Source organism: Mucilaginibacter sp. PAMB04168 (assembly GCF_039634365.2).
Lineage (GTDB): Bacteria > Bacteroidota > Bacteroidia > Sphingobacteriales > Sphingobacteriaceae > Mucilaginibacter.
On the sequence record NZ_CP155079.2, the window covers coordinates 809617 to 828229 of the forward strand.

Here is an 18613-nt window from a genome sequence, read left to right on the forward strand (position 1 = left end):
ATCATTTAGTATGGATAAGGCTAACCTGATTCCTGCTTTTCGTTGTAGCTCATTTATTTTTATTCACTCCTCATTATCGTTAATTTAGCTTTCATCCCATAAGATCACGCCGGCACGCTAAATAATCGAAAATAATAATACCAAGGCGCTCGTCTAAATATTTTTGTCAGACGCTGTCGCACAGCAAACTTGCACTTAACTCTTAACAGGGCACTTTTTCATTACATCTATTTTATAATCTCGTCAATAAGTTTTATTGCAATCGATTGTATTGATTAAACTTTGGCGTAATTTGGTATTAACCAATAGTTACAAGTTGGACTGTTAAATCATAGTGATTTTGCGTCTTTCAATTCAATACACTACTTGTGCTACTTAGTAATCAACCAATTTATATATACTATAATCTATTTGTTATGAAAAGAAGATTCCTGCTACTATCATTTGTGGGTATTACGGCAATGTTTGTGACTATTGCCATGAGCTGTAAAAAAAACCGCGGAGGAGATGACCCTGAACCACGCGATTACTCGATGCCGGCTATGCCCTCGTACGCGTCGTTACCTTCAATCACTAAATTGCCCGACCCTTTTACCTTTATGCGGGGTTTCCGGATGGAAAGTAAAGACGAATGGAAATACCGCCGGGCCGAAATAGCCGCCCAGGCGCAAGAGTTTGAGTATGGTTATAAGCCCAATACACCCGCCGCGGCAACAACCGGCTCGTTTGCCAGCAATGCTATTACGGTAAACGTTAATGATAATGGCAAAACCATATCGTTCAACTGTACCATTACCTACCCAACAACAGGCAGCAAACCTTACCCAGCCATTATAGGTATTGGCGGGTCAAACCTTAATAATACAGCGCTGCTTAACCTGGGTGTAGCTATTATTAATTTTCCCAATAATACCGTTGCACAGCAAACCAATACCGGTTCGCGGGGCAAAGGCTTGTTTTTTGACATGTACGGAGCCGATCATTCTGCCTCGGCCACTATGGCCTGGGCCTGGGGAGTAAGCCGTTTAATTGACGCACTGGAAAAAACGCCAGGTGCCGATATTGATGCCGCCCGGCTTGGTGTTACGGGGTGTTCCAGAAATGGCAAAGGCGCTTTAACCGTAGGTGCGTTTGATGAACGTATTAAACTAACCATACCTCAGGAACCCGGCGCAGGTGGCGCAGCAAGCTGGCGTATATCTAATGCGCAAATTGCAGCTGGCAAAACTGTGCAAACCTTATCACAAATTGTTACCGAAAACGTTTGGTTCAGAGCTGATTTTTCGCAGTTCAGCAGCACGGCAGATAAGCTTCCTTTTGATCAGCACAGTGTGCTCGCCTTATGTGCACCACGAGCCTTGCTGGTTATCGAAAATACGTCTATCGATTGGCTTAGTCCTGTTAGCTCGTGGAATGCCGCTAATGCTGCACATAAGGTATGGGAAGCGCTTGGCGTGCCCGACAAAATGGGCTTTTCGCAAATAGGCAATCACAACCACTGCTCTATGCCCGATTCGCAATTACCGGAACTGACCGCTTATGTACAAAAGTTTTTGATTGGCACCGGCACCGGAAATACTACTATTATGAAAACCGACGGTGGTTTTACGTTCGATGCCGCTGCATGGGTAGACTGGACCGTACCGACCTTAAGATAGTACTTTAACCTAAACCATTATACGCCGGGAACAGAGCAATAGCCGTAAAAGTGCTGTTGTAGCCCACAAGAAAGTAAGCCTTCAAAGTCTATTGATTTTGGAGGCTTATTTGTTTCGATAACATAAAGCTTATTTCTGTGGGTCATTTGAAGTTTAACCGGGCGAGCGCATAGTAGGCGTTTGCGGGCCTTTCATTGTTGGCGTCAATTGTAAAACCAGCTTAAGGCCTGCCAGCGTTTAAAAATGCATTTTCTTCTGCTGAATGGGCAAAGACAATTTAGGTATTAAAATACTGTTACACTTGTTTGATGTAACATTAACGCGATAGCAAACCAAATATGCCTGGCGCTGTTGTAATCATAACAAATAGATACAACTATGGATAAGCTAGAGATAAAAGGCGGCTGGAATGAGCTGAAAGGTAAAATTAAACAAGCCTACGGCGATCTTACAGAAGACGATCTGACACGCGAAGAAGGCAAAGACGATGAGTTGCTGGGCAAGCTTCAGCAAAAGACCGGCAAAGGCCGGGACGAACTCGTTAAATGGATAAACAGCTTATAAAGCAAAAGCCCGGTGCAAGCCGGGCTTTTTGTCTTTATGGTTACTGCAGTTGTTGTTTAATTGCGGTGCCGGCTTAAAGTTCTAACCACCCAGTGTACCAATATTACGCCCGCCAAAATAATCAGTACAAAACCGACTATGTTTAGCAGCAGCATTAAGCTTTCTGGTAGGTTATGTTTGTTTGCTAATACCATAATTTCATTAAATGACTTGCCCCAGTTAATCTGAAAATAAGGTTTAACTGACTAATTGGATTATCCGTAACTTTTACCAATTTAGTTAAGAGACACTTTAAAATTATAAGCGTTGCATGGAACGCTGCCAATCTTTAAATTAACAAAGCCTTAACTTGCGCAAACAGATTTATTTAAATAGGTGTTGTATCCTTTATTCTTGATACGTACACTGTAATATGCGCTTTAAACGTTATTTTATCTCTTGTTGTCTGCTTTTGCTGGCTATTTTAAGCTGCCCGAGGCCAGGTAAAGCATTTTCTATATTAGCACACGAAGCTATTATAGATGCCGAATGGGACCTGGCTTTAAAACCCATTCTTGTAAAACGATATCCGAATGCAACGCTGGATGAACTGATTAAGGCTCATTCTTATGCCTACGGGGGGAGCCTGGTGGCTGATATTGGGTATATGCCCGGAGGTAATGCCTATTTTACCGATTTACTTCACTACGTACGCAGCGGCGAATTTATTACCAACCTTTTGGGCGAAGCGCGCGACCTGAACGAGTACGCTTTTGCACTCGGCGCCATGTCGCACTACATAGCCGACCAGTATGGCCATAGTATGGCAACCAATGTTACAGTGCCCGAATTGTATCCCGATTTGAAAAGGAAGTTTGGCAATGTAGTTACATACGAAGAAGACCACACTTCGCACAGTCGCATGGAATTTGCTTACGATGTTGTGCAGGTAGGGCGCAGCAATTACGCCTCTGTAGCTTATCATGATTTTATTGGATTTAATATAACTCCTTACCCATTGGAGCGGGCATTTTTAAAGACCTACGGACAGCACCTTAATGTAGTCGTACCCAATTTTAAAACCAGCATAGGCAGGATGCGCTGGGGTGTTAAAAATCTTTTTCCGGCGTTAACTAAGGCCGCATGGAATGCTAAAAAAGATGATATTGTAAAAGCGAACGAGAAGGCTACCAAGCGCAGCTTTAGATACAAAATGAGCAAGCGTATGTACACCACCGAGTTTGGCAGCAAAGATAACAAGCCCGATTTTACATCCCGCGCTGTAGCATTTTTAGTTCGCATACTGCCCAAGGTTGGCCCTTTAAAAAACCTGAAGTTTGTTTACCCCGGCCTTGAAGGTGAAAAGCGTTTTGTACAGGTGTTTGATACCATCATCAATAAGTACCATGTAGCGTTAACCGATTGGGATAATAACCGCCTTAAACTAAAAGATATTAACCTTGATGTTGGCGCTGAATTGGCTTGTGGCCAATACATGCTGGCCGATAAGACACATTGTGAACTGGTAACCAACTTGCACAAGGAACAGTTTTCCTGTTTAAGTGAAGATATCCAGGCTCATTTAACAAGCTATTTTAATGGGGTAGGGCTGCATGAATTATACAAAAATCACCCGGAAGACGAAGGTGCTATGCATATGGCTTTACGCGAAATGAAAAAGCATCCGGCCGTAGCCGACAATTTGAGCGGGCTTGATGCCAGTGTAAAGGTTAGTGGTGTAACTTCACAAAAAACCATTGCAGGCATTAAGTAGCTATCTGCAATGGTTTTTTGTTGTTAGTCTTTCTTTTTAGATGTAGACTTTACACAATTAGGTACAGTTTTACCGTTTTTTTCTTTGGTGCCTTCTTTTTGTATCCGTCCCAGCAGGTGTCTTTTTTTGCTTTAGTTGCCATAGTGTTAGATATTAGTTATGGGTAATTATTCAACTACCGTTCCATCTTATCAAAATACACCTCCAGGTTTTAGTAATATAAACCAAAAATAAAAAAGGGGCTGCTTATTAAAGCAGCCCCTTTTTTATGATGTAGATTAAGCTTATTGGCTGTCGCGCAAAGCTTTGATACGATCATGTGCCTGGCCAATAGCCTGAGCTTGTGTTGACACTAATTGCAGTGCCTCGCCCGATAAGCCGTTCTCTGGCAATAAAGCTTCTTTATAAGCTTTTTTAATGGCATCCTCGCCGCGTTCGCATTCTTGTAAAATAGCTGCACGGTCATGGCCGCTAAATAAAGCTTTTACTTCAATCCATGCGCGGTGCAGAGTACCGGTTGCGCTGTTGCCGGTATCAGTATCGGCGCCGCCCTGGGCTGCAACAGCCGTTAACTCTTGTGCAAATTGGCGGCTTTGATTACTGTACTCTTCAAACAAAGTTTTCAGGTCTAAATCGCCATCGCCTAAGTCTTTCAAAGCACGTTGAAAACCGGCGCTACGGTCATTATTAATTTCTATTAAATCGCTTAATATTTCTGCTGATTTAGCTAAAGTTTCCATAGGATCTGTAATTATGTTAATTGATAGTTACGACAAATAATTTACAGATAAGTTTTGAGGTAAGATATTTAACTTTGTACTTAGAGCTACAAGCTATTTTTAAAACAGGGCGAAGATGCAGGTGTTGTTAAGGTACAATTAAAAGCCACTATTATGAAACCAGATAAAAGCCAAACAGAAGAAAGCGCTAAACGTGAAGCAGAATTAGAATCAGAAGTTCCGGCAACTGAGCGCGACGAAGTGAAAAAAGCAGAGAGCCGTACACAAGAACTGCAGAAAGACGCCCAGGATACTGCCGGGACAAAGAAGGATACAAAATAGCACACTAACACAAGTAAATTTATAACAAGAGATGTTATGGAAATGCTTAGTTTAGCATTTCCTGTTATAAACAATTTATCGCTATGAAGATGCTCTACTGCTATAGCTTGGCTTGTGCCTTAAGTTTAACGTCGCTTATTGCCTCTGCGCAAACCGTTACGCTCGATTACCATTTTAACCACGAAACACATAAAGGTAAGAACGGGCAAGCCGAGCGCTTTCATTACCTGTGGGATGAGAAAGCCAGCAGCGGCTATTCTATTTTGGGTGAAACATTCACAAAACAAGGCTTTCAATTAAAATCGTTGGAAGATGCCCCAACTGCGGGTAATTTAAAAGGTACGCAGGTTTACATTATTGTTGATCCTGATAAACCTAAAGAGAATCCTAATCCTAACTATATCCAAAAAGCTGATGTAGATAACATTGCCGCCTGGGTTAAGCAGGGCGGTGTGCTGGTAATGTTAGCTAATGACAGTGCCAACGTGGAGCTGCCGCATTTTAACAAGCTGGCAGGTGTATTCGGTATTCACTTTAATGATGACCTGACTAACCATGTAATAGACGATGCACATTTTGCCGATGGCGGTGTAAGTGTAACAGGTAACCCGGTATTTAAAACCGCCAAGCGTATTTTTATGAAAGATGTATGCTCCATAAGCACTATCGGCAATGCAAAACCTGTGCTTAAAAATAGCGCCGGTGCTACATTAATAGCCAGTTCTAAATACGGTAAAGGCACGGTTATCGCTATCAGTGATCCCTGGCTTTATGATGAGTATACCAATGGCCGCCTGCCTGCAGAGTATGAAAATGATAAAGCTGCCTACGATTTGGTAGTTTGGCTAAAGTCACTCGTTCCAAAATCTTAAAATGTTATTAAAAGTAGGGAAATAGGTTGTCATTCGTATTCTTAAACAATACCATGTTGACTCACGTGTGGTAAGCAGTTACGTTAAACGTGTTGTAATGAATAATTAACAGCCTACACTTACATGCATACCCATAACCTTCAATAAGTTTCCCTTTGTAGCCGGTTTGGATAGGTAAAGGGTAGGTTGAGAAACATTATAGTGATTAGTAGTGTCGATGATAAAGTCCGGAATATCATCACCATCTATATCACCCGCAAAGTAAATGTTGGTCATCGTATCATCAAACCTGGAAATTGAAACAAGTTTCTGTTTAACTCGTTCGCCATTAATGATCGCTTCAAGCGTTAATTTGTAAGCTGTAACCGCGTAAGAATCTACGTTGGGCTTTTCTAGTGTTTTATGACCAGTGGCCGACAAGACGTAAGATACGCTTTTATATCTAAAAGCAATTTGCTCGCCGGGGAGTAGCTGCTTTTTCGGAAGAGGAATGGAATCGATAGGCTGAGCCTGCAAATTTTTTACGCCTGAGATCAGGCAAATAGCAGAGTCTTTTACACTGGGGGTAATAGTCCATCCCGTCTTTTTTCCTTCATCATCCAAAACTGCGTCAAAACTTCTGGCTAAATTGACTTGGGTTGGTGCTAAATAGTAGCCGATATCATTTTTAAAGAGGCCCATCCAAGCATATTCGGCTGATTTCGGGTCCACCTCGTCTTCATGAAAAACCCCGCCCGGAATAATTATTCGTGCATCATAAACAGTATCAGCCGGGTAGTCATGAATCACAGGTGCTTTGTCCAATTCTTTTTGAGTGGTTGATTTGATAGCCACCGTTTCAGTAACGGATGTGTCTTTTCCGGTTTGATTTGTATTTGCGTTTCTTGTGCAGGCGATAAAGCCAAACACAAGGTAGAGTATAAGCGATTTGCGCATACAGGTTGTGGTTGTTGCTTTCTAATATAGATAAAATCACAGTATTATTTATAGCCGTATTACCTTAGAACCGAACCTTGATTCCTCCATTTACCACAAAGCCGTCCAGCGGGGCATAGATGTCTCTAAAGGTTGGGTTGGTAATACTGCCGGTATAAATGGTATCGAACCGGGTTTGGCGGGTATCGGTCAGGTTTTCAAAATTAACGAAGATAGAGAAGCGCTCCCATAGTTTTTCTATCATCAGCCCGGCTGTCCAGTAGCTTTTGCCGGTTGTACCATCGTTCAACTGCTGCTTACTAAAATAGTAGGCCTCGGCACCAATTTTCCATTTGTCTTCAACCTCATACATCAGTACGTTATTTAGCCGGTGGCGTGCAACCAGTGGGTAAGGGCTAATTGTGTTTTCTATATGCTGTGTCACATCAGCCAGGGTATAACCCACAAACAGTTTAAAATCGCTGTAAGTAATCTTAATGTTGGTTTCTAGCCCCTTGGTGTTTAAGTCGGCCCGGGGTTGCAGGTATTGCAGGTTGCCGTTGCCCAGAGTGGTAAGCAGGATGGGATTATCGACCCGGGTATAAAATAAAAGCTGATTGATGCTCAAACTTACCTGCCCATCAAATAAAGCGGTTTTATAATTTACGTCCAGGTTGGTGCCATAGGAGCGTTCGGCCCGGGTATGGTTTACATCAATGGGTAGCACATTTCTAAACTGTATGCGCTCGGCATCCTCTGTAAATACATTGGGTGCTTTATACCCTAAGCCACCGCCCAGCCGGGCACTCCATTGCGGATTAATTTTCCATAAGCCCGAAAGACGAGGCAGTACAAAGAACCCATACCGGTTATGGTAATCGCCGCGCAGCCCGGTTTCTAAAGTAAATTCCGGTGCGGCATTCCAGGTGTTTTGCACAAATGCGCCCAATGTGTTGTGACTGTAATTGCGCAGCGGGAAAGTGCTTACTGCATCTTCACTGAAATGATCGGTCAGTACATTCAAGCCGGCCACCCAGTCGGCATGTTCGCCATTGCGGCCGTAGTTTGCCTCGCTATAGGTAGAAAGTTGTACACCCGAAAAGCGGTAATCGGGCAGGTTAATAGCGCGGTCATAATAGCTAACGCTGTTTTTAAAAGTGAGCTGTTCAGTATTATTTAATTGATGCGTTAAGCTTAATTGCGTACTATAACGGCCTGTTTTGTTTTCTTCAAAATAAAAATGCTGGGCATTTCCATTGCCATTTATATAATGTAAATCGCCACCAATACGTTTCTCGGTGGTGGCGTTTATGCCGGCGGTTAGTGTGGTGTGGTCGTTCAGGTAAACAAACAGTTTAGGATTAAGCGTGTAGCGGTTATAACGCGGAATGGCCGTTAAATCAATGTCTGACGGATCATAAGGCGAGCCATGGTTATACGCCGCATATATGGTTGTGCCCACCTTGCGGAATTTTTGAGCATAAAACAAGCTGGCGTCCAGTCCGGCTGCTGAGGTACCATTCAGCAGCAAATTAAGCTGACGCTCACTGGTTGGCTTTTTCGATACCAGGTTTACCAATCCGGCAATAGCGCCGCCGCCGTACAGGGTAGATGAAGAACCTTTAATTACCTCCACTTGCTGCAAATCAAGCGGAGCCACCTGTAATAGGCCCAACCCGCCCGAAAAGCCCGAGTACAGCGGGAAGCCGTCGCGAATAATCTGGGTATACTTACCATCCAGGCCCTGAATGCGGATGCTGGAATTACCGCTGGTGGCCGATGTTTGCTGCGTTTGTATACCAGTACTCTCGGCCAGCAGCATGCGGATATCGCCGGGCTTCATGTTGCCTTTCTCATCCAGTTCTTCGCCTGATATAACTTCCACACGGGTAGGTATACTGGCAATAGTACGGCTGCTTCGGGTGGCCGTAACTACGACCTCGTCCAGTTCTTCCTCTTCAACACTCAATAGTATTTCCAAAAAGCCGTTAGTTGACAGGGGAAAAATAAGCGTGTCCTGCCGTTGAGTATAACCTGTATACCTGAATTTTATGATTTGACGGCCATTGGGTATGTTGTTTAAAGCAATGAGTCCTGAGGTATCAGAACTGGTGGCGTTTCCTGTGCCAAGTAGCGTTACTGTAACTCCTGCAAGCGGCTGCTGTGTGCTTGCGTCTTTAACATATATTTTAATTGCATTTTGAGCATAGCAGGTAACGGTGAGCAAAAGGCATAAGGCAAGCGTAGTAAAGAACTTCATTACCAGCAAAAATAGAACTTCATTTTATATTAGGTGCCTAATTGGTGTGTATGTTGTACAGGTTCGGTTCTTATGGGTGCTACTTGTATTATTTAAATAATGATATTGTTGTTTTTACTAAACATTTTATAGGCTTTTTAGTTATTGGATAGTGTTTTTAGCTACCCAAACCTGCTGATACTATTTTATTGATGTGTTTGGTAATTAGTTTATAAAAGCTAATAGTAGTAAACACATGGTATAACTTAATAGATTTAAAAGTTGGATAGCTTAACTAACGGAGAATTTTCTTTTTCGCCCGAGACTCAGCATAGGGACTTTGAGCTGCTTACTCAGGCGCTTGATGCCAGCATTTCGGGTATGATTATTACCGATAATCAACAACCCGACAATCCTATAATTTATTGCAATACCGCTTTTGAGAAGATGACCGGCTATAGCCGAAAGGAAATTATTGGCCGTAACTGCCGCTTACTGCAGGGGGAGGACCGTAGCCAAAAAGAGCGTGATATAATAAAGCACGCCATACAACAGGGTGAACATTGTGTGGTTGAAATACGAAATTATACTAAAACAGGCGAACTGTTTTGGAACGAGCTGTACGTATCTCCCATAAAAAGTGCTACAGGCAACGTTACCCATTTTATAGGCGTGCAGCACGATGTTACCCGCCGTAAAAAAGCCGAACTGGAATTGCTTCATCAGCAGGACGTGATGGAGAAGAAGATTGAGGAACGTACCAAAGTAATTAGGGAAAGCGAGGAGTACCTGGCCAGTATCTATCAAACCGTACGTGAAAGCCTTATTGTTTTAGACCCTGATTTTAAGGTTCTGAGCATAAATTATCATTTCCTAAAAACCTTTAAAGTATCGGTTGGCGAAACTGAGGGGAAAGGTTTATATGAGCTGGGCAACGGGCAATGGAATATCGCTAAACTAAAGGAACTGCTGGAAAGTATTTTGCCAACCAATAACCCTGTGGAGAACTTTGAAGTGGAACATGATTTTCCGCACATTGGCCGCAAGGTAATGTTGCTCAATGCTCATCGCGTAGAATTAGAGGGGCAGTATAAAGACCGCATACTTATCGCCATAGAAGATATAACCGACCGACGCGAAATAGAGCGTCGGAAAGACGACTTTTTATCGATAGCCAGCCACGAGTTAAGAACGCCGCTTACTACTATAAAAGGCTATGTGCAAATGATGATTCGTTTTATGCCCGAAGGGGCAAATGAAAAATTTAAAAACATAGTTGATAAGACAGGCCTTTATGTAGAAAGGCTTAACACACTAATTGCTGAGCTACTGGATGTTTCGCGCATACAAACCGGCAACATAGAACTACACAAAGAGCCGTTTGACTTTGATAAAATGATTTATGAAACGGTTGAAGGCATGCAGACCGCTAATAAAGAGCATCGAATTATTGTGAGAGGCAGATCGACCAACAATTTTACCGGTGATGAATCGCATTTGGTACAGGTGATGAATAATCTCTTGTCAAATGCTATAAAATATGCGCCTGATGCGCGCGAGGTACAGGTTTACTTATCGTTAGTGAGCAATTACCTTAAGGTATCGGTAACCGATTATGGCATGGGTATAAGCAGCGATGATCAGAAACGGATTTTTGAGCGTTTTTATCGTGCAGGCGAAATACAACAGCATTTTCCGGGTATGGGTATAGGGTTATATGTGTGCGATCAAATTATAAAAAACCACGGCGGAACACTTTGGGTAGAGAGTGAGAAAGGGAAGGGCTCTACATTCAGTTTTACACTTCCATTAAATGAAAAGGATAACCATGAATAAAAAAATACTCGTATGTGATGATGATGAGGGTATTCTGGATATGGTGTCCTTTGTGCTCGAGGACAGCGGTTACGATGTAATACCAGAACGTAATAGCCTCAACGTATACAGCCTTATTGAAAAAGAACAACCCGATCTGCTTCTGCTGGATCTATGGATGCCTGTACTTTCGGGTGATCAGGTGCTTCGGGTCTTAAAAAGTAATCCGCAAACCAAAGGGCTGCCGGTTATTGTTATATCGGCCAGTACTGAAGGGAAAAAAATAGCAGAAGAGGCGGGCGCCAGTAGTTTTATTGCCAAACCATTTGATATTGACCAGTTGGTTAACCGGGTGCAGCATATGCTGCAATAGCGAACGCCTAAGGCCGTATATGCTTAAATAGCTAGGATAAAGGATAATAGTATGAGGCTGTTGCTATGCAATTGCTATCTTTAGCGCTTAAACCTAAGTACATGACCAAGCTTTATACCTGGTTAAATGCTTGCGCCGTTAGCGTAATCTTCCTTACCGGCATTGAAACAAACAGCTTTGCCCAAAAGAATTCCCCTGTTTCGACAATAGCTGCCGATGGTTGGGCCAACAATTCTGTTAATACGGTTATATTCCGTAAAAACTCGCTGGTAACTTACAAAGAGTGGCAATATGCAGCCTATTATGATAAGAACCAGTATGTGGTGCTGGCTAAACGTAAAGTTGGTACTCAACAATGGCAAATAGCCAAAACCTCTTTTACTGGTGATGCCGGCGACGCTCATAAATCCATCAGTATTATAGTTGATGGCGCCGGGTACCTGCATGTTGCCTGGGGGCAGCACAATAATCCTCTAAATTATGCCGTAAGCTTAACCCCTGGCTCTTTGCAGTTAGGGCCTAAAGTCAGCATGACCGGCCAAAAAGAAGGTAAAATTAGTTATCCGGAATTTTACAAGCTGGCCAATGGCAATTTGCTGTTCTTGTATCGCGATGGCGGTTCGGGTAATGGCAATTTGCTACTGAATAGTTATGATACAGGCACGCAAAAATGGATGCGCCTGCAAGATAATCTGATTGACGGCGAAGGCAAGCGCAACGCATACTGGCAAATGGCGGTAGATCAGGCAGGTGCAATACATCTTTCATGGGTTTGGCGTGAAACGCCTGATGTATCCAGTAACCATGATATGGCTTATGCGTGTTCTAAAGATGGCGGTGTAACCTGGCAAAAATCCAGCGGAGAAAAATATGTACTACCCATCACTGCTGGTACAGCCGAATATGCCTGTCATATTCCGCAAAAAAGTGAGCTCATAAATCAAACCTCCATGGTGGCTGATGCTGCCGGCCACCCTTATATTGCTACCTACTGGCGCGACAGCGCCCAGACAGTGCCACAATACCACCTGGTTTATCATGATGGAAAGAAATGGAATATTAAAAATCTGGGTTTTCGTAAAGCAGCATTTTCTTTAAGCGGTGGTGGTACCAAGCGTATACCCATTTCCCGTCCGCAAATTATTGCATGGAAGAACGGCAGGCAGACCGCAGCAGCTATTATCTTTAGAGACGAAGAACTAGCCAACCTGATATGTATAGCAGTGAACGGGGATTTAAGCAAGGACAATTGGAAAGTTGAAAGCCTGCACAACCGACAGGTTGGCTCCTGGGAACCAACTTATGATACCGAGCTATGGAAGAATAGTGGTGTACTTAACCTATTTATTCAAAACACTACACAGGTTGATGGTGAAGGTAATGCCAACGTAGCGCCACAGCCTGTTGAGGTGCTGGAATGGAGGCCCAAACTTAAAACACAATAATAATCTATGCTATATAAGAAAACATTTTGGTTGAGCTGCCTGATAGGTATTTTGACCATATCATCAACGTACGCACAAAAGGCCACGGGCTTCAAGAAAGATAAGGCGCTGCTGGGTTCCTTAAGCCAGCAGTTTAAAGATGGCGGCGCCCAGTACAAGTTGCTGGCTGCGCGGTTGAAGGCAGACCGCTTTCCCAAAACCTACTATGCCAAAACCGATAGTTTGGAGACCAGCGGCTCGGGCTGGTGGTGCAGCGGCTTTTACCCCGGCACACTCTTTTACCTGTACAGGCAAACTCATGATAAGGCACTGCTGGCCGAGGCCAATCGTATCCTTTTGCCACTGGAAAAAGAACAGTATAACAAATCGACCCACGATCTGGGCTTTATGATGTACTGCAGCTTTGGCAACGCCTTAAAGGTTGACCCCAAGCCCCGCTATAAGCAAATACTGCTGAACAGCGCCAAATCCCTGTGCACCCGTTTTGACCCCAAGGTGGGCTGCATTAAATCATGGGATTCCAAAAAGCCGGAGTTTTTGGTGATCATTGATAACATGATGAATTTGGAACTGCTGTTCTGGGCCACCCGGGTAACCGGTGATTCGAGCTTTTACAAGATAGCGGTAACCCATGCCAATACCACAATAAAAAACCACTTCAGAGCTGATTACAGCTCATACCATGTTATCGACTATAACCCCCAGACAGGCGCCGTACAACAAAAGCGTACCGCCCAGGGCTACGCCAATGAGTCGGCCTGGGCCCGGGGGCAGGCCTGGGGCTTGTATGGTTATACGGTAATGTACCGCCATACCCGCGATAAGAAGTACCTGGTGCAGGCCAATCACATTGCGCAGTTTATCCTGGGCCACCCCAACCTGCCAAAAGACAAGATACCGTACTGGGATTTCAATGCGCCTGACATTCCCAGGGCCTTGAGGGATGCCTCGGCAGGAGCGGTGATGGCATCGGCCCTGCTGGAGCTATGCACTTATACGGATAAAGCCATGGCACAGCGCTACTTCGGCAGTGCGCAAACGATGCTCAAAAGCTTGTCGGCAGCGCCATACAAGGCAGCCCTGGGCAGTAACGGCGGCTTTATTCTGCAGCACAGCGTTGGGCACATCCCCCAGGGTACCGAAGTGGATGTACCCCTAACCTATGCCGACTACTATTTTATGGAGGCACTAGAACGGTATAAAACGTTGTAATAATTTGCGGACTACCGAAAAATGTTTATTTATCTTCATATCATGAAAATTGTAATATTCTCTGCATTATTGGTGGCTCTGTCACTTGGCAATGCATCGGCACAAACGGATGCTGCTAAAGTTCAGGTTGATTGGTCGGCAGTTGTACCTACAGCTAACGTAGCAGCACAGGTAGGCAAAAAAGTAGCCGTTTGTGACACCGTATATGATTACCGGGTGGTAAGTGAGGCGCTTACGTTGCTTAACCTGGGTGGTCGCTACCCAAATCAACGTTTAACTGTGACCGTTAAAGGTGCCGGCGTAAAAATTAATGCAGCTGCCATGAAAGGTAAGCCAGCATGTTTTTACGGCGAAGTAACTATGTTCAAAAATCGTCCGGAACTGGTGGTAACTGAACCGGACCAAATAAAAAATATAAAGCAGTATCAGTAACGAAGCTTGTTTACACAGGCGGCGGACTAAAAAGCGGATGATTAGCAAATTGTCCGCTTTTTTTTCGGCAGAGCTTTAAGTTGCTTTAATAGTAATTAATAGTACTTCTCTACCTCTTAATTTTTGCCAGGCATTTTATAATAATTGCGTTGGTTAAACGTTTTGAGTTAATAGCAGAAAATACCAATTATACCTTTTACTTTCTGTTTTAGCTAAATGCCTCATCAAATTTATATCTCCTTATTTGATTTGGAGCAATTCATTGCATCATTCCATGCGTATAATTTTGATAACTATTCATTACTGAAAATCTTTAATGTGGATTTATTGGCGTTTTTAGAACTGGAGCATCCTGAGATAAACAAGCAGACGAAGTTAGACCTCAGCTTTGAATTGGAAAACGAGATAGAAACATTGGAGGCTATACGCTATGCTCAGGATAAAAATGAGGACTTTTCGACGCATGTGGCAAATACACTGTCTATTATTAAAAGGCTAATGCTTTATTTCCCAAGCAAAAATGCAATCATACTAACCACCGATTATAATGATGGGTTTGGCAACAAGCTTAAATTGATGCTTAAGCGTTGGTTTAACCCAAAAAGTGACCTGGGGTTACAATAGTAGAATGTAACCGAAATAAAAAAGGCTTTACGAATTGAAGAAAATGTGTAAGTAGGAGAAATACATGCGCTAGATAGTTGGAACTACCCTAAAGTTCCACACCATGTCTTTTTTCGCTTAAGCAACAAAGTGAAAAGAGGGAATACTGTGGTTCTGACTTTAGTGGCACAAGCTAACCTGTATCAGGCTAAGACCGTTAACCGCTTAACTGCAAATGCATTGTATAATCATACAGATTTAGTGCGCTATTTATTTGTAAACTGTTTGGGCAGTACAGATGTTAATGCTTCAACTCACTGCTGCTTCTAAACGAACAGCCGATTATATGATTACTTGATAACCGCATGTTAAAAGTTATAGCTTATCTCATTTATGTTGTTGTTTTTACTTACTGTTATTACGGCCTAAACAAGAGAATGTCCAACACATGGATATTGATGCTATATCCGTTAATCTTTGTAGCTGCTATTTATCCAATGAAGTTATGGGTAGATTACGCCAGACCAGCATACGGAGATGCCTTTGCAAGCACCTGGGCTAAGATAATACTTATGATGCTGTCCAGTTTCATTGTGTTTAATTGGATGTACGTCGCAGTCAACTTCATTGTGGATACTCAAGTAAGGTTTCACCAGAAATACAACGAACCTAACATTAGGGGCTTCCTTAAGTCAACGTTGGACAAGGGGCCTAATATTAGGACCTTCGCACATTTTTTCTTCTATATAGGAGGCGTAATACTCATGTACATTGCGGTTAAAAACTATTAACCTGAAATTGCAACAGTATAATAGAAGTGATTTAGTTGAGTAAGGTGCAAATGGTTTTAAACACAGCCAGTCAGCCAAAAGTGGGATTGCCAGTATGGTTCTGAGCGGTCTGCCAGTCAACAGCGTTTGTAGCGCAGTTTGTACAATAATGTAAGTTTTTACGACTGCGCAAAGAAACGCTGGTCATTTAATGGAAAACGTAACATGAGTGTCCTGAAGAGTATCTCCATAGTGTCTATAGGTAATACTTTGCCATTAAGTAAATCGTCCAGGTTGTCTTTACCACCAACCAGCATTGACAGATAGTCTTGCGGCAGATCAAACATACTCGTGCGCTGCATAATCACTTCTTGTAAACTCATTGTCGGAAAATGTAATTGTTCCTTTTCATAACGTTCTATGGATGGAAGCAAGGACAACAACTCTGGGTATGACCATTCTTGAGGCTGACTGTTAAAGAGACTATTTGCCCTTGCCAGCGCTGTTAGGTATTCAGCTTCTGTACTAAGAGTAAATGTGGCGTCAGTATTTAATTCAGGCTGGTCATCCTGTTTTAAATCTTGCCGGTAATTGTATGCTGGCATTGGCCAACTAACGCTTACGGTATCTTCCGTTGCCTCAAACTCATCAAGATGGTCGTAGTCCTCCAAGGGTGGTGGTGGGGTAAGTGTAACTGTAACCACTTTGACGTGTGAGGTAGAGCCTGAGTGATTCTCCTGATGTGCTTTGATTTCCTGCATGACTTCCTCTTGCGTTTTGATATCATTGATGCAGACAGCCTTTGCCGAGAAGTTTATATGATAATTGACAACGATTTCTCCTGTGCCTGGCTGGGCCGATCCATTACCAAACCCTGCAGGTGTATGTCCATCATGATTGGCAAATATCCGGTCCATCCAGTAATCGGATTCCTTTAGCCAGGTTAGTAAGGTTACTCGTGATTCAGGATGCGTATGAATGAAGTCGGCAATCTTGCCAGTTGCAATAAGGTTCATATTGCAAAATAGACAATCTATACTGAAGTTGAATCATTTTTTATGCAGATAAATCGGATTGTATAATAATGGTTCTGAGCGTATTGGCACAGGTTTAAATAACATAACAGAAGGCAACTACTAAGCTGGTTGCAGTCTGTTCTCTAACTTTTCTCTTAGCTCCTCCAATTGAAAAGGCTTGTGCAGATAGTCGTTCATGCCACAACTGATTACCCGCCTTTGTATCTGATCAGAAACCGAAGCTGTAAGGGCAATGATATGCACATTAGCTTTCGTGCTATTAGCCATCTGCCTTATTTTTTCTGTAGCCTGCATTCCATCCATTACAGGCATGTGCATATCCATCAATATCACATCGTAGTCGTTATTTTCCAGTAGCTCCAACACTTCGGCTCCATTCTCGGCAATATCAGCCGATATATCCCAGCGTTTAAACAACTGCTTCATAAAGTAGATGTTCATCATATTATCCTCAGCAAGCAAGATTCGTAGATTACTTAGGCTCTTCTCTGTAGATGTTTCTGCTATCGATCCTGCATCTATGGGCTCTTGCTCTACCTGCTGCAACGGCAAATCAAAGTAAAAACTCGTTCCGCTACCCAGCTTACTTTCCAGCTTAATTTGGCTGCCAAACATCTCTACCAGTTGTTTAACAATGGCCAGTCCTAAACCTGTACCGCCAAACTTCCTCGTGGTACTGGCAGTAGCTTGCTGAAAAGGCTCAAACACCAGTTTCTGTTGTTCCTCTGATATGCCTATTCCGGTATCACGTACCTTGAACCGTATTGCAAATTCAGAGTCGTTGTTATCAAGTATCTCTGCACTTAGGCTTACCTCGCCTTGTTCAGTAAACTTAACCGCGTTGCCTACAAGATTGTAAAGTACCTGACTGAGACGGGCAGGATCTCCTTCAAAGCTTTTACCTTTTAACCTGTTATCAATCGAAAACTTGAATTTTAGTCCCTTCTCATGCGCTTTGAATTCCATTCCACGGGATATACCGCTTAAAAGTAGCTCCAATGAGAAAGGAGTAGACTCTAGTTCCAGTTTGCCCGAATCCAGCTTGTTAATGTCAAGTATGTCGTTAATCAGCGTTAACAAACCCTCGGCCGAGAACTTTAATACGTCCAGTTGTTCCTTTTGCTTAGCGTTAGCCTCATCGCTAATAAGTAGTCCGGCTATGCCAATCACCGAATTTAGCGGTGTACGCAACTCATGCGACATGGTTGACAGAAAGTTAGTTTTAGCCTGGGCTGCCTCTGCCAGTTGTAAGCTGAGTGTTTTGCTCGCTCTGAGGTTGCCATACAACACACCATGAAAGTAGACGTGTGATAACAGGATAACCAGCCAGTTTACGGCGATATAAATGTCGTTCAAACCCTCGGGCAATGGATGCAAACCTGTAAAGCGGAAAGGTATATAATGAACTGATATCGTTGATGCGACTGCTATTAGCGTATATACAGTTCCCCACTTTTTACCCAGTCCGTAAAAGCCCGAAATGATAACCATAATAATGGCTTGAAGGGTAACCACATCTAACCCTACCGACTGATTGAAGGCGCGGTAATAAACATGGGCAATGGTGGCAATTACAGCATAGTGAATGCCCCAATGAATAATTTTGGGGAACCGCCGCAGTACAAGGATGATAACAATAGAGGAAATCATCAGGCGGATTGCCCTGCCGCTTCCATCACCGCCAAATCGGTAGATGGCGTCATAAAGGTATAAACCTCCTTTGATGATGTTAGCCGCAAGCATTAACGTGAACAACTTTAGTTGTGCATTTAAAAGTGTTTCACTACCCGACCAGTTATTGATGTATTGGGCTGCCCGCCTGATCTGCATTTCTTACTAAGTATGAGGTATCTATCTAAAACTA

Annotated in this window: 16 protein-coding genes; 11 read left to right on the forward strand and 5 right to left on the reverse strand. The window is 43.1% G+C overall.

Annotated elements, in window-relative coordinates; all coding sequences use genetic code 11:
- Positions 1 to 416 precede the first annotated feature (416 nt).
- The 3 genes from ABDD94_RS03450 (at position 417) to ABDD94_RS03460 (ending at position 3975) form a co-directional block, all read left to right on the forward strand.
- Positions 417 to 1658 (forward strand): hypothetical protein, encoded by a 1242-nt coding sequence (locus tag ABDD94_RS03450; protein ID WP_345954701.1) that lies wholly within the window; start codon positions 417 to 419, stop codon positions 1656 to 1658.
- Positions 1659 to 2036: 378 nt separating this feature from the next.
- Positions 2037 to 2222, forward strand: a complete 186-nt coding sequence (locus ABDD94_RS03455; RefSeq protein WP_345954702.1) for a CsbD family protein — start codon at positions 2037 to 2039, stop codon at positions 2220 to 2222.
- A gap of 412 nt (positions 2223 to 2634) precedes the next feature.
- Complete coding sequence (locus tag ABDD94_RS03460) at positions 2635 to 3975, forward strand: zinc dependent phospholipase C family protein (protein WP_345954703.1); 1341 nt, start codon at positions 2635 to 2637, stop codon at positions 3973 to 3975.
- Positions 3976 to 4259: 284 nt separating this feature from the next.
- On the opposite strand, the gene ABDD94_RS03465 is transcribed toward ABDD94_RS03460, so the two are convergent.
- Entirely contained in the window at positions 4260 to 4715 is a 456-nt protein-coding gene (locus ABDD94_RS03465) for a PA2169 family four-helix-bundle protein (protein WP_345949107.1), read from the reverse strand.
- Positions 4716 to 4868: 153 nt separating this feature from the next.
- Between ABDD94_RS03465 and ABDD94_RS03470 the strand changes: the two genes are divergently transcribed.
- Positions 4869 to 5036 (forward strand): hypothetical protein, encoded by a 168-nt coding sequence (locus tag ABDD94_RS03470; RefSeq protein WP_345949106.1) that lies wholly within the window; start codon positions 4869 to 4871, stop codon positions 5034 to 5036.
- Between the two features lie 83 nt (positions 5037 to 5119).
- Entirely contained in the window at positions 5120 to 5908 is a 789-nt protein-coding gene (locus tag ABDD94_RS03475; RefSeq protein WP_345954704.1) for a DUF4350 domain-containing protein, read from the forward strand.
- Positions 5909 to 6013: 105 nt separating this feature from the next.
- Here ABDD94_RS03475 and ABDD94_RS03480 read toward each other — a convergent pair whose 3' ends face one another.
- Entirely contained in the window at positions 6014 to 6844 is an 831-nt protein-coding gene (locus ABDD94_RS03480; RefSeq protein WP_345954705.1) for a hypothetical protein, read from the reverse strand.
- 64 nt (positions 6845 to 6908) lie between these two features.
- On the reverse strand, positions 6909 to 9083 hold the full coding sequence (locus ABDD94_RS03485; RefSeq protein WP_345954706.1) for a TonB-dependent receptor: 2175 nt from the start codon (positions 9081 to 9083) through the stop codon (positions 6909 to 6911).
- 261 nt (positions 9084 to 9344) lie between these two features.
- Here ABDD94_RS03485 and ABDD94_RS03490 point away from each other — a divergent pair, with 261 nt between their 5' ends.
- The 6 genes from ABDD94_RS03490 to ABDD94_RS03515 all read left to right on the forward strand — a co-directional run bounded on the left by ABDD94_RS03490 (position 9345) and on the right by ABDD94_RS03515 (position 14963).
- Entirely contained in the window at positions 9345 to 10898 is a 1554-nt protein-coding gene (locus ABDD94_RS03490) for a PAS domain S-box protein (RefSeq protein ID WP_345954707.1), read from the forward strand.
- The gene (locus tag ABDD94_RS03495) at positions 10891 to 11250 is read left to right on the forward strand and encodes a response regulator transcription factor (RefSeq protein ID WP_345949101.1); all 360 of its coding nucleotides are present in this window, start codon (positions 10891 to 10893) and stop codon (positions 11248 to 11250) included. The genes ABDD94_RS03490 and ABDD94_RS03495 overlap by 8 nt, the downstream gene beginning before the upstream one ends.
- 101 nt (positions 11251 to 11351) lie before the next feature.
- Positions 11352 to 12695 (forward strand): BNR repeat-containing protein, encoded by a 1344-nt coding sequence (locus ABDD94_RS03500; protein ID WP_345954708.1) that lies wholly within the window; start codon positions 11352 to 11354, stop codon positions 12693 to 12695.
- A gap of 6 nt (positions 12696 to 12701) precedes the next feature.
- Positions 12702 to 13907 carry a glucuronyl hydrolase gene (locus tag ABDD94_RS03505; protein ID WP_345954709.1) on the forward strand — a complete coding sequence of 402 codons (1206 nt, stop codon included), beginning with the start codon at positions 12702 to 12704 and terminating at the stop codon, positions 13905 to 13907.
- A 42-nt stretch (positions 13908 to 13949) separates the two neighbouring features.
- A complete protein-coding gene (locus tag ABDD94_RS03510) occupies positions 13950 to 14339 on the forward strand; it encodes a hypothetical protein (RefSeq protein ID WP_345949098.1) in 390 nt (129 codons plus the stop codon).
- Positions 14340 to 14555: 216 nt separating this feature from the next.
- Positions 14556 to 14963 (forward strand): hypothetical protein, encoded by a 408-nt coding sequence (locus tag ABDD94_RS03515; protein ID WP_345954710.1) that lies wholly within the window; start codon positions 14556 to 14558, stop codon positions 14961 to 14963.
- 928 nt (positions 14964 to 15891) lie between these two features.
- Here the strand turns inward: ABDD94_RS03515 and ABDD94_RS03520 are convergent.
- The gene (locus ABDD94_RS03520; protein WP_345954711.1) at positions 15892 to 16728 is read right to left on the reverse strand and encodes a hypothetical protein; all 837 of its coding nucleotides are present in this window, start codon (positions 16726 to 16728) and stop codon (positions 15892 to 15894) included.
- 120 nt (positions 16729 to 16848) lie between these two features.
- Positions 16849 to 18579, reverse strand: coding sequence for an ATP-binding protein (locus ABDD94_RS03525; protein ID WP_345954712.1), 1731 nt, complete (start codon positions 18577 to 18579; stop codon positions 16849 to 16851).
- Positions 18580 to 18613 lie beyond the last annotated feature (34 nt).